This window comes from Paenibacillus sp. RRE4 (assembly GCF_031844205.1).
Taxonomy (GTDB): domain Bacteria; phylum Bacillota; class Bacilli; order Paenibacillales; family Paenibacillaceae; genus Paenibacillus; species Paenibacillus xylanexedens_B.
In genome coordinates this window covers 24,563-37,537 of the sequence record NZ_JAUZUT010000007.1, presented here as the reverse complement: position 1 = coordinate 37,537, position 12,975 = coordinate 24,563, and the positions used below count along the sequence as shown (strand labels likewise).

Here is a 12,975-nt window from a genome sequence, read left to right as displayed (position 1 = left end):
AAGGAGGTACGTTCCCATTGAGGCAGTATTCTTCATTGCGCAGAAACTTGACGGGGTATGCTTTTATCAGCCCATTTATTATTGGTTTCCTGGGATTCACGCTCATCCCGATGTTTGTTTCCCTCTACATGTCGTTTACGAGTTATAACTTGTTCACCTCTCCCAAATGGATCGGGATGGACAACTATACCAAGATGTTTTTTGATGATCCGAAATACTGGAATTCGGTTAAGGTTACGTTTTTATATGTATTCATCGGGGTGCCGTTAAGGCTGATCTTTGCCCTCTTTGTCGCAATGATTCTGAACACGGGCTCTCGTATGGTGGGAACGTATCGTACATTGTACTATCTGCCTTCCATCATCGGCGGCAGCGTGGCCGTATCCATTATGTGGCGTAACCTGTTCAGTAACGAAGGCGTCATTAACAGTGCGATGACCGCCATCGGCATTGGGCCGATCAGTTGGTTCGGTGACCCGGATGCGGCGCTTGTGATGCTGATCTCCCTGTCCGTATGGCAATTCGGTTCGTCGATGCTGATCTTCCTGGCAGGACTCAAAAACATCTCTCCCGAGATGTATGAGGCTGCAGGGGTGGATGGCGCGAATCCGGTTCGGAAATTTTTCAGCATTACGTTGCCATTGCTCAGTCCAATCGTGCTGTTCAATCTGGTCATGCAGACGATCGGTGCATTTATGACCTTCGTACCTGCGTACATCATCTCCAAAGGGGAGGGTGGCCCGATGGACGGAACGATGCTCTATTCGTTATATCTGTTCCGCCAGGCATTTATGTTTAACAACATGGGTTATGCTTCTGCCATGGCTTGGGTCATGTTGATCATGATTGGTGTGCTTACAGCGGCTGTGTTCCTGACATCCAAGTTCTGGGTATTCTATGAATCTGAAGGAGGGAAGTAATCATGGTGTGGAGAAATGTAAAATGGCCCATCTATCATCTGTTCGTTGCCGCACTTGCCCTCCTGATGCTCTACCCGGTGCTGTGGATGTTATTCAGTTCTTTCAAGGAGAGTCGCACGATTTTTGTAACGGCTGAAAGCCTGTTTCCTACCGAATGGATCTGGTCAAACTATATGGATGGCTGGAAAGGAACGGCTGGACGGCCGTTTATGGATTACATCACCAATTCACTGATCATAGTGGTGATCTCTACGATTGGGGCAGTGCTGTCCTCGTCCCTAATCGCGTTTGGTTTTGCCAGACTGAATTTCAAAGGGCGTACCTTCTGGTTCTCGCTGATGATGCTTACGCTGATGTTGCCGCATGACGTCGTACTGGTTCCGCAGTATATTATCTTTACCAAGCTGGGCTGGCTGAACACGATTCTGCCGATTGTTGTACCTACATTCTTCGGAATGCCGTTTTTCATCTTCCTGATGGTTCAGTTTATTCGCACGATTCCGAAAGAACTGGATGAGGCTGCGACCATTGATGGTTGTAACAAATTCAGGCTCTATATCCAGATTATCATGCCACTGATCAAATCTTCGCTGGCAACAGCGGCAATCTTCTCCTTTTACTGGAGATGGGAAGACTTGCTTGGACCGGTGCTGTATCTGAACTCGCCTGACAAGTATACGGTATCGATGGCGCTCAAGATGTTCCTCGATAGTGAATCTGCCTCCAACTGGGGCGCGATGTTCGCGATGTCGATTGTCAGTCTGGTGCCGGTCGTGGCTGTATTCTTCATCTTCCAGAAACAGATTGTGCAAGGCATGAGCACGAGTGGTTTGAAGGGGTAACGAGGCGAGATATAGGAACATTCCCAAATCAAGGTCGCATCAAACTAATAAGAATACGTGGAGGAGAAAAATTAGTGGATGCAGCAGACTTGGAAAACGCAGAACATACAGAACAAATAGAACAAGTTGATCAAAAGAGTGCCTCGTGGAAGTTTAGTTTTGGCCCTATTAAAGCTCAATCGGATCATAGATCAGAAATCATATCGGAATCCACTTTAAACATGAGGAATCCCGATAAGGAAGCTTACGAAGAAGGCATCCATACGAATGTAAGAAAAGCAGATGACTATGTGGCTGTTTCGTCTAAAACGATATACGATGAGAGCCAAGGATTCGGATTCGAACCAGGTTCGCTGGTGTATGAAAGGCAGCGGGTTGAAGAGCAGGAAGCTGGGTCGCCTTCTTCAAAAAGGGCTTATCCTCCGCAAGGGCAGGCAACAATGTCTGCCCGCTTGCGTTCCAGCTTTTGCATCCCGCTTAAGGCATCGTTTATCGTCGATGTACCCAACGGAACGTATCAGGTGCTACTGATCGCCGGAGATGCGCTTGCCGATACAATCACGCGTGTCAAAGCGGGAGAAGGACGTCTGATGTTACCCACGATTCGCACGGTGGCCGGGCAATGCGCAGAAATGCGGTTTGCCGTTGTGGTTCGCGGGGGGGAACTTCGCCTCACCTTCTCGGGATCTGCACCTCGGATCAATGCACTGGAAATAACGCTGGCCAATCAAACGATGACCGTGTTTCTCGCGGGGGATTCAACGGTAACAGATCAGCCAGAGAGCGGATACCCGTATTGCGGCTGGGGACAATTACTGCCTGCACAGTTCAAACATGACGTGGCCGTGGATAACCATGCACAGTCAGGGCGAAGTTCCCGTAGTTTTATTCATGAAGGCCGCTTGGATGCGATCATGAAGCGAATGAAGCCGGATGACTTTTTATTCATTCAGTTTGGACATAATGATGAGAAGCCTGACCCTGAACGAGGGACAGATCCTTTCACTACCTATAAGCAGTATTTGAAAAAATATATCGATGCCGCACGCGAGGCTAAGGCACGTCCGGTGCTGATCACGCCTGTGCATCGCCGATACTTTGCGGAAGATGGCACATTGACCGATACACACGGCGATTATATTACCGCCGTGCGTCAACTTGCGGCAGATGAAGAGGTGCCTCTAATCGATCTCGCTGAACGCAGCCGCCTGATGTTTGAGCAGGCGGGTGAAGAAGGCACCAAAGATGATTTTATGTGGGTGCTACCCGGCGAATATATCAACTTCCCCACAGGGATGGAAGATAACACACATTTTCAGGAGCGAGGTGCCCGCCGCTTGGCAGAGCAGGTGACCGAAGCCATCCGCGAGATGCATTTGCAACCATTGCAGATGTACCTCAGATAAGAGCAAAAGTAGCAGGTAAGGAACAAACTGTTTTGGTGAGGTTCTAATTTTTAAGTTACTGAGATTTGATACCGCAGGATTTTAAGTCCTGTGCGTCTGAGAGTTAACTTGAACTGCAACTGTTGAAAGATAAAACGCGAGTCGAGCGAAGCAACGAGCGCAAAAAAATGGCCCAACGAAGCGAAGGCCATGCCTTTTAAAAGCAGTAGAGTGTGAGCGAGGCAGCGAGGGGGGCGGAATCGGGAAAAGGGAGCGAAGCGCCCGCGTTTGGCACGGGATTTCCCCCTTGGAGGGGAATAGAAGAAATCCCGGACCAATGAGTGGCCCGAAAGCCGATCCGCGCACCGAGCGTCCGCCCGCGAGCCACCGAAGGTTTTAATTTTCAGGGCGTATCGCGAAGTAACGAGCGAAGCGCCCGCGTTTGGCACGGGATTTCCCCCTTGGAGGGGGATAGAAGAAATCCCGGACCAATGAGTGGCCCGAAAGCCGATCCGCGCACCGAGCGTCCGCCCGCGAGCCACAAAGATGGTTTTAACTCACATCACCTTCGCAATAAGCCAAAGGAGGAGAATCATGCCAAACCACACAAGCATCCCAAAATCCACAATCCACGGTCATACCTACTGGGTTATTCCTGATGGTTATATTCCTCCAGATAGCTCAGGCGCGCTGGAGAGCCACGAGAGTATCTGTGTATTAAACACGGGTAGTGAAGATGCAACACTGGAAATTACGATATTTTTTGAAGATCGAGAGCCACTGGAACATCTGCATGCCGAAGTCCCGGCTCGAAGAACGAAGCACATTCGCACGACATCACTCCGTTCTCGCGAAGAAGCCATTCCTTCAGGCGTACCATATGCAATCACGGTAGCAAGTAATGTACCCGTCATCATTCAGTACAGCCGTCTGGACACAACCCAACCCGAACTGGCATTAATGAGTGTCATGGCATACCCAATCGCGGAAGCGTAGGTCTACGTAAAATTGACGTCATGAGACGCCAACTACGGGAGGTAAATCTAACGAATGGAGCAGCAGTACGCAGCAGTATGGATCGGCCCCATTAGTCAAAGTTAATGGAACCAAAAGGCCTGTAATCTACATCAGATGCGATGCAGATTACAGGCGCCTTTTTCTCCTCGCTTTATTCCCCGTATTTATACGTACTGGCATTCAGAATCTTTACGTTGACTTCAACTTTGCCGAGCTGAATACGTTCAAGGGGTTCATCCTGCTGGGCAACCTCTTCTTTCCACCAATCGAGATTGTGCCGGTAGAGGTGCTCCACAAGACCAAAAGAATCCACTTTGCGTGCTTTGGTTTTGGCAAATGTCGTACGGATTTGAGCTTCCATCTGTTTGCTTGCCTCTTGTTCCATAACATGGGGAGAACGGATGGAGCCATGATCCTCGGCAATGGTACCTTTCACCGAAGTGAACAGATCAAAAGTGATACCGTCGGTGCTTTTTCTCGCTTTTATATGCGTTTTAGGTTTGTGAAGAGTCAATGTAAGGTCAGGGGTACTTCCGTGATTCCCATGAACGTACAGCGGATATTGGTACACATGGTCGTAATTCACATAACGTGTGCCGTCGGCTTCGGCTCCCGAGACTTTTCCTTGACTTTTGCCATTACTCACGACGTAAAATCCATCCATTTGAATCAGCGGCGGGTTCTTCTCACCGTTATGCCATGTTTGATTTTTCGTAGAAACGGAAGGCAACAGCACTACTGATGCAGGTTCTCTCAGAGAATCCAGCAGTTGATGCAGGCGAACAGGCTCATACTTGGAATGTTGCTTGTATAGTTTCATCGGTTCAAATAACTCAATCGTTTGCGCCGACTGGTTTAGAATCGCGGATGGAGAGAGCAACGTAGACATATCTTGTTCCGTCGCATAGATCCACGGTGTGTATCGCAGTTGCCCGGAATGGAGCAGTGTATTAAAAATATCCTCCAGTCTTCCTTCGAGCGCGTTTTGGGATAACACAATCGCTTTTACATGAGTCCACAACGTTTGCTGCTGTGATGTCTCATACAGATTGTTGATCGCCATACTTAACGTTGTACCTGTGCCTTGGCCGATCCAGATTTGACTGCCTTCCCTTGGGGTTGGCCCTTCCTGTTTGGCAATGCTGGAAAAATCGATCAACTGCGCATAGGTTGTATACTGATTATCCGCGTAATCGATGCCAATCGCAGTAATAAAGTTAATGCTCTGCACTTCCTTGGAATCCCAGCATCCCGTCAGCAGCATGACACAAGCTGCAAGTATACTACTTATCCAAGCCCATCTCATTTTGGTTTATTCTTGTGACGGGTAGAGTCCTGCGTACGTAATGCAGCCGGGCGTTTGGTACGTGTCATGGATGGCGGCATCGATACGGCTTTTGAGAAGTCTCCCGGAATATACGGCGACACTGGGGAGAGGTAGGATACCCCGTAACACTCCAGAGATACGAGATGAACTAATAAAGCGAACAAGGCAACCATAAACCCAAATAAGCCCAAAACAGAAGAAGCAATTAACATCCCAATGCGGACTTGGGAAGTGGCTCCTCCAAGCACCGTGTTCACCAGAATATAGCTGGAAATGACGGAGATGGCCACGGTGACAATAATGGTCGGGGATGTAATTCCGGCTCGAATGGCTGCGTCCCCGATAATTAAGCCACCAACCACACTGACGGTCTGTCCCAAAGCACGTGGCAGCCTGCGGCCAGCTTCATTGAACAATTCAAACATGAAAATCATCAGAAAAGCTTCAAGGGTAACCGGCATGGGCAATCCCATTCGTGTTCCTGCAATGGTTGCAAGCAGCGGCAACGGAATCTGTTCCAGATTAAAGCTGGTCAGACCGATGTAGAAGGCGGGAAAAAAACAGGCAATGAGCAGCCCGGCAACCCGTAATATCCGTTCAAAGGTCACGATGAAAAAGGGAGTGCTCTCGTCTTCAGGTGATTTCAACTGGTTGAAGAGGGTTGTGGGTGCAATGACGGCTACCGGCGACCCATCCGTGAGTACGGCAAAACGTCCGTTAATTAAAGAGTCGGCAACGTAGTCTGGACGTTCGGAGTTATCCGTGAGCGGAAAGATGCTTCGTACGCCTCCCATGACGGCACGTTCCATGATGGAGGTGCCCATGATTCCGTCGACGTTAATCTGATTCAGATTGCTACGAGCAGTCTCTAGAATTTCGGGGTTAATTATATCTCTTACATATAAGAGACCGATCGTTGTCTGTGTGCGGTCTCCTTTTATAATTTTCTCATAACACATGGATGATGTTTTCAATCGTTTGCGAACCAAGGCGATGTTCGTGGACAGCTCTTCGGTGAAACCGTCGCGCGGTCCTTTTACGGATGTCTCGATGGCAGACTCTTCTGGGGTGCGTCCCGGAATATTGGCAATATCCAGACTGCAAGCCTGTACACCATTTTCAAAAATAAGTAGAAGCTGCCCGCTAAACAGAAGCATGTTTATGTTTTGGAGATCGGAAATATCATCTATGGGTTTCAGGGTTAACCCAAGCTCCTTGGGTACAGCCTCTTCCAAAATCAATGTATGTTTTTCTAACCGTGGAATGATAAATTGATTGATTTGTTTACTGTCCACCAGCCCGTCGCAATAGAGCAGAATGACAGAACGAACAGTCTCATCTTGGGCAGAAAATGTCTGAATGACCACATCGGCGCAGGATTCAAATTTTTTTCTCAGGGAGGCAAGCAGGGTCTCATAGGATGTTGTGTCAATCGGGTGTATCTCCTTCTCCATGGTGTTGTTTCCTCCTCTGCTGGCGTGAATGGATGAAGGCAACGATCGTTGCCAGAACCGCAAATCCGCTCAGATACACGAGATTATATGGAAAGATGTAATCAACCAAAATTTTCACGAAAGTCATATCGTCCAGAGGATATAGCATGGATAGAATAAAAAATACAGCCAAAGACGCACAAGTGACCATCCTTCTGGAAGTGCTCTTAATATTCCAAATTTCTACCACAATATACATGGCCAGACTAATCCGGGTGAATGAACCTGCGAGCCACTGATAGATGGAAAAGAAATCGGTCTGCGCAATATATTTGCCCAAGGAGGCGATGCGCCACTCTTCGAAGGCCGGATACCTCATTTTGGCCGCTTCGTTCGGATTAAACTCTACAATTGCCCCGATGAGCGGGCCTGCGGTCAAACCAATAATAATAAGCGCAAGCATCAGATACTGCCGTAGCTTGATACGATTGGCAAGGTGAGGCTGAATGTACCAGAGGAAGAGCAGTTCAAACATGCCCGCGAGACAGTACACCATGCCATGAATTACAGGTGACCATCCATGCTCCAACACAGGCAACATCCGGCTGTAATCTTTGTACGGGGAATTGACAATCGCAACATAGAAACCGAGTAGCACGACAAGCGGCAGAATCAGTCCGGCTGTAAAGGCAAGCGAACGCATACCCTTATAGGCAGCATATCCGCATAAAGTCATGAGTGCGATCGTTGTAGCGATCACAGGCGTTTCGGTCAGATAGTTCGTTTTGGCCCAAGTGGTGGTATCACGTAACGTAAAGTAGATGGTACATAGAAAAAAGAGACTGTTTCCCACCCGCAGTAGCAAACCCACGGGTTTACCAAGATGGGAAGACAGCCAATCATGCAGATTTTGATGTTGTAAGAAGCGGGAGACAAAAGCAAGCATACATGCAAAAAGAACCAGCGGTCCGGTCGATAAAAGCACGGAAATCCACGAGTCCCTTTTGGCTGCACTCAGAAGAGATGGAATAATTAATACATGGTTGATAAGGCCTACGGATAACATGATTAACATCATGGCTTGCAAGAACGAAGGTTGTGTACGCTTCATGCTGAGGAACTCCCTTTCAGAGTAGAGTATCCTCAGCAGTGTTAACGTGTTTGGTAAGCTTCATACAGGATCTGTATATCATCAAATCGAAATACCGTACAGTCATCGCCTTACGCATTTCGAGCATTGTTCCTTTTGCGGTGTTTCTGGCATGACGGGTATCATGCTTTGGCATGACTGACCAGCTCACGTTTGCGACCACTCATGTTGGTGCCAAGTACACCGATGATGATCAGGATCGCACCTACATAGTGATAACTCTGAACAGGCTCATGTAGAATCAGTGCACCGCCTGCGATGGAAATGAGTGTAGACAGATTACTGAACACACTGACACGTGAAGCCTCCAGATGAGTCAAGGCGTAGCTGGACAGCAGGGTGGATACCATGGTAGATAAGATAGCCAGATAAGCGAGTGCACTCAGGTAGGACAGATCTCCAAGTGGTTGAACATAATCAGCCATTGAGCCCGTAAATGCATGGCGTATTAGTGCAATCGCATTAAACACAACACACCCTACCATTAAGGTCACCCAGGTCAGTTCCAGCGGTTTATATTGCCGAGTAAGTGGTCTGGCCAGTACCCCGTATCCTGCAAAACTGATGGCTGATAGAACCAGTAGCACTATGCCTTGCATATTACTCATCGACATGCCGCTACCTTTCATGGCAAAGATAAAGATGACGCCAGCGACAGAAAGGAGCAGAGACATTTTTTGCACAATAGATGTACGTTCCTTCAGAAAGACGGAGGCCAGAACAAGGGTAAATACAGGAACCATCGCCTGAATAATTCCTGCTTCCGAAGAATTGGAGGTTACCAGTCCGAAGGCTTGAAAGGCAAAGAAGAGCACAGGCGAGAGTAGTCCTAGCGGAATGATTCGCCACAGGTCGGCTATACGTAGATTGATTTTAATCCAGCCGAACAGCACAGGAATGCTGACCACAATGAGTGACAGAGCGAAGCGGTGTGCGAGCACATCGAGGGGATGAGCAATAGTAACGGTCATTTTAACAAATAAAAAAGATAGTCCGATAATGGCGGCGTAAACAACAGCTGCAATATAAGCGTAGGTTCGGTTACGTGTAGTATTCATTCCTTTTCCCTCCAGTAATGCGATATAGTCCGATATCGTTTCGGAACGTATGCTTAATAATTCAGGTCAACACAAAATTGAGTTAAGGTAACTCAACGTAAATTCCGATGAACTCGATTTACTGATTACCTATCAAGCGATGGAACATATTAGCCTTATTTAATATACTTCTACTTCCGCTGTGCTACAATACAGAAAAGAAGTGATTGTACCGGTACAATTTTGCGGAGAAGGAGTGGATGGGGTGAAAAAATACGAGGTAATCGCTCATGCATTGCAACAGTGGATACAGGAGCAAATGGTTCAGCAGGGGAGCCGCCAGTGGGATGACAAAGGAATAAGATTGCCAGCGGTTCGCCGTGTGGCAGAACAATATCAATGCAGTGTGAGCACAGCGATTCGAGCGTATGAATGGTTGGAACAGCGGCATTTGGTGTACGCGGTACCCCAATCCGGTTATTATGCCGTACAGAATGGATTAGGTGTACAGGATATGGACTGGCAGGAGCCGCTGGATTTTGCATCTGCGGCTCCTGATCCAAGGGTGTTTCCTTATGCGGATTTTCGGCATTGCGTGGAGGTGGCGATGAAACAGAAGCAAGACGAGCTTTTTTTATACGGCACACAGCAAGGGTTGCCTTCGTTGATTGCTCTTTTACAGAAACAGTTTGCGGATTATCAGGTATTTGCGCGAGCGGAACAGTTTTTCATCACATCGGGCGTGCAGCAGGCGCTTGCGGCGCTGGCCTTGATGCCCTTTCCCGGTGGAAAAACCAAAGTCATGGTGGAACTACCTACATATCACAATATGCCTACCTTGCTGGAAAGTCTGAACGTGCCTATTGCGGGTGTACGAAGAACGCTGGAGAAAGGGCTGGACTGGGATTCGCTTGAACGCCAGTTTGCGGAGGGGGATATCAAGTTTTTCTATGTGATCCCACGGTTCCACAATCCCATCGGGACTTCCATGAAGGCGGCGGAAAAGAAAAGACTTCTTCGGCTTGCCGAGCGATATGATGTTTATCTGGTCGAAGACGACTATCTGGCCGATTTGGAGGACAATGCGAGACAAGATCCTTTGTGGGCTTATGATACGCATGACCGCGTTATTTATCTGAAAAGTTATTCCAAGATTCTGTTCCCTGGAATTCGTATGGGTGTAGCTGTACTGCCCGTAGCCTTGATTGCCTCTTTCGGTTCAATGAAAAGAATGCTGGATATCGACACCTCACTGCTGTCTCAAGCTGCGCTGGAAGTGTACATTCATAGCGGAATGTTTGCCCACCATCGCAAAATCATTCGCAGCCGCTATGCCGCGCGAATGGAAGTTATGCATGAACAGCTGGCGGCATATTCCGATTTCGAGCCATTTCGCGCTGCGCCACGAAACGGCGGGGAGCATACCGCCCTCCCTCTGCCAGGGAATATACCTGTCCGCACCTTACTATCCCGTTTACAGAGCCGCGGAATTATTGCCGATACAACAGAACGATATTATCCCGAAGGGACGTACCATGCCTATACGGATCAGATGTTGCGACTGAACATCTCCAATGTTCCGAAACAGCGTATTGCAGAGGGGATGCAGATCATCCGGGAGGAGATACTGAGATTGCAGATCAGATCTGCAACGTGAAGATAGACCAGCCTTTAACGGGCTGGTCTATCTTGAATTTAAATTATGTCGCGAAACGTGAGTATTAGGTGGGGGCTATCATCGCACCTGAGATGAAATCATCTCCAAAACATTATTGGGATGATGGGGTAAAGGCGAGGTATTGCCGGATTGTATGAGATTGCGGCCTTGCATAATCCCGTATTTTAGGACGGAAAATTCTAACGATCCTGAGAAGCCTTATTTAGCATGTTTTCAGCCAATCCATATTCTAACGATCACCAGCGACGCTATTTAGTCCAAAATCGCTCTTTGAGGAGGCAATGGGGCTCCATTTTGCAAAATAACGTTTCCTGTGATCGTTAGATTTCAAAATCGATCAAAAAGCAGAAAATAGGGCTTCCTGTGATCGTTAGAATTTCGGCAGTATGGAGGGAAATGATATTGATGAATAGTGTGCTCATCAGGTTGAAAAGCGAGAGTAATGACTGATTAGCAATTCAACGTGCACTCAACGTGCACTCAACGTGCACTCAAGGTGCATTCAACGTACGAGTCAAAGTGAGAGTATTAGCCGACTGCACCAAGTACGAGTTAAAGCGGTTATGTTTGGTTGATAATGGCGAGGTGTGTACACAGAGTTACAGCTTTTTTCAGCATAAAAAGACCTAGCCCAGAGGGCTAGGCTTTCTCTCTTTCTTTGTCGCTACTCTTTTGACCATTTCTCAGTTCTACCGATATTCTATGCGCTACTCGAAGGCTCAGCATTAATGCCATGAACTAACCAGTGCTATACGCATACGCTATGCTCAAACCAACAGTGTTATACAATGTACTTTTACGCTTTACCCCAATGCACTAACCCATAACTCTACGCTTTATCCAGTGCGCTACCCGATGGCTCCGGCTCTTACTCCTGTGCCATTGCTTTAAAGGAAGCTTCAGCCGCTTCGAGCGTGACAGCAATGTCTTCGTCCGTATGAGCGGTGGTCAGGAACCAGGCCTCATACTTCGAAGGAGCCAGATTGATACCGCGGTTTAACATGTGGCGGAAGAAGGACGCGAAGCGTTCACCGTCCGTGTCTTGTGCGTGATCATAGTTCGTCACCGGATGATTGCAGAAATGCGTGGAGAATGCACCACGAATGCGGTTGATCGTCAGATCAATGCCGTGACGGTCCGCGGAAGATTGCAAGCCAGCCGTCAAATCGATGGCGAGACGTTCCATCTCTTCATATACGCCAGCACCTTGCAGCACTTCAAGACAAGCGATCCCCGCAGAGATGGAGGCCGGATTTCCTGCCATTGTTCCGGCCTGATACGCCGGTCCGAGCGGAGCAACCTGCTCCATGACATGTTTACGTCCGCCGTAGGCACCGATCGGCAAGCCGCCGCCAATGATTTTTCCAAGTGCAGTAAGGTCTGGTTCGATCTCCGCGTGATTGCTTAATCCGGTGTACGTCTGCGTGGAACCGTAGTGGAAGCGGAAGGCGGTAATAACCTCGTCATAAATAACGAGTGAACCGTTCGCGCGTGTCATCGCACAGAGGCCTTCCAGGAAGCCGGGCTCTGGCATAACCATGCCGAAGTTACCGACAATCGGCTCCACCATAACGGCAGCTACATCATCACCCCAGCGTTCGAGCGCTTCCTTCAGACCACCCAGGTCGTTATATGGAACGGTAATGACTTCATGAGCAATGCTGGTCGGGATACCTGCGCTGTCGGGAATGCCAAGCGTAGACGGGCCTGAGCCAGCGGCAACCAGCACGAGGTCGGAGTGACCATGATAACATCCGGCAAATTTCACGATTTTATTCCGTTTCGTATATGCGCGAGCTACGCGAATCGTCGTCATCACGGCCTCCGTACCGGAGTTTACAAAACGAACCTTGTCCATGGACGGGATCGCTTCTTTGAGCATTTTGGCAAGCTTAATCTCAAGCTCCGTTGGCGTACCGTACAGGACACCATTTGCGGCAGCTTCCGTGATGGCTTTGGTAATATGAGGGTGGGCATGTCCAGTCACAATCGGGCCGTATGCCGCGAGATAATCGATATACTTGTTGTCGTCAACATCCCAGAAGTGAGCACCTTGCGCTTTTTTCATAAAAACGGGTGCCCCGCCGCCCACCGCTTTGAATGAGCGAGAAGGGCTGTTTACGCCGCCTACAATATGCTCCAGGGCTTCTTTATATAACAACTCCGAGTTCGTACGTGTATTCATG

Annotated in this window: 10 protein-coding genes; 5 read left to right on the top strand and 5 right to left on the bottom strand. The window is 48.5% G+C overall.

Going from position 1 to position 12,975, the window contains the following annotated elements; translation table 11 throughout:
- The first annotated feature begins 17 nt into the window (after positions 1-17).
- The 4 genes from Q9R46_RS23235 (at position 18) to Q9R46_RS23220 (ending at position 4,143) form a co-directional block, all read left to right on the top strand.
- Positions 18-920, top strand: a complete 903-nt coding sequence (locus tag Q9R46_RS23235) for a carbohydrate ABC transporter permease (protein WP_311281976.1) — start codon at positions 18-20, stop codon at positions 918-920.
- A 2-nt stretch (positions 921-922) separates the two neighbouring features.
- A complete protein-coding gene (locus Q9R46_RS23230; RefSeq protein WP_311281975.1) occupies positions 923-1,762 on the top strand; it encodes a carbohydrate ABC transporter permease in 840 nt (279 codons plus the stop codon).
- Between the two features lie 221 nt (positions 1,763-1,983).
- Complete coding sequence (locus Q9R46_RS23225; RefSeq protein WP_311282030.1) at positions 1,984-3,168, top strand: rhamnogalacturonan acetylesterase; 1,185 nt, start codon at positions 1,984-1,986, stop codon at positions 3,166-3,168.
- 573 nt (positions 3,169-3,741) lie between these two features.
- Positions 3,742-4,143 carry a sensory rhodopsin transducer gene (locus Q9R46_RS23220; protein WP_311281974.1) on the top strand — a complete coding sequence of 134 codons (402 nt, stop codon included), beginning with the start codon at positions 3,742-3,744 and terminating at the stop codon, positions 4,141-4,143.
- A gap of 172 nt (positions 4,144-4,315) precedes the next feature.
- On the opposite strand, the gene Q9R46_RS23215 is transcribed toward Q9R46_RS23220, so the two are convergent.
- From Q9R46_RS23215 to Q9R46_RS23200, 4 genes are all read right to left on the bottom strand, one after another.
- The gene (locus tag Q9R46_RS23215; protein ID WP_311281973.1) at positions 4,316-5,470 is read right to left on the bottom strand and encodes a Ger(x)C family spore germination protein; all 1,155 of its coding nucleotides are present in this window, start codon (positions 5,468-5,470) and stop codon (positions 4,316-4,318) included.
- Complete coding sequence (locus Q9R46_RS23210; protein WP_311281972.1) at positions 5,467-6,945, bottom strand: spore germination protein; 1,479 nt, start codon at positions 6,943-6,945, stop codon at positions 5,467-5,469. The genes Q9R46_RS23215 and Q9R46_RS23210 overlap by 4 nt, the downstream gene beginning before the upstream one ends.
- Positions 6,920-8,035: a GerAB/ArcD/ProY family transporter gene (locus Q9R46_RS23205; protein WP_311281971.1), complete on the bottom strand. Its 1,116-nt coding sequence runs from the start codon at positions 8,033-8,035 to the stop codon at positions 6,920-6,922. The genes Q9R46_RS23210 and Q9R46_RS23205 overlap by 26 nt, the downstream gene beginning before the upstream one ends.
- 161 nt (positions 8,036-8,196) lie before the next feature.
- Positions 8,197-9,132 (bottom strand): DMT family transporter, encoded by a 936-nt coding sequence (locus tag Q9R46_RS23200; protein WP_311281970.1) that lies wholly within the window; start codon positions 9,130-9,132, stop codon positions 8,197-8,199.
- Positions 9,133-9,376: 244 nt separating this feature from the next.
- On the opposite strand from Q9R46_RS23200, the gene Q9R46_RS23195 reads away from it, so the two are divergent.
- Positions 9,377-10,768 carry an aminotransferase-like domain-containing protein gene (locus Q9R46_RS23195; protein WP_311281969.1) on the top strand — a complete coding sequence of 464 codons (1,392 nt, stop codon included), beginning with the start codon at positions 9,377-9,379 and terminating at the stop codon, positions 10,766-10,768.
- Positions 10,769-11,657: 889 nt separating this feature from the next.
- Here the strand turns inward: Q9R46_RS23195 and Q9R46_RS23190 are convergent.
- Positions 11,658-12,974 (bottom strand): glutamate-1-semialdehyde 2,1-aminomutase, encoded by a 1,317-nt coding sequence (locus tag Q9R46_RS23190; protein WP_311281968.1) that lies wholly within the window; start codon positions 12,972-12,974, stop codon positions 11,658-11,660.
- Position 12,975: the final 1 nt, after the last annotated feature.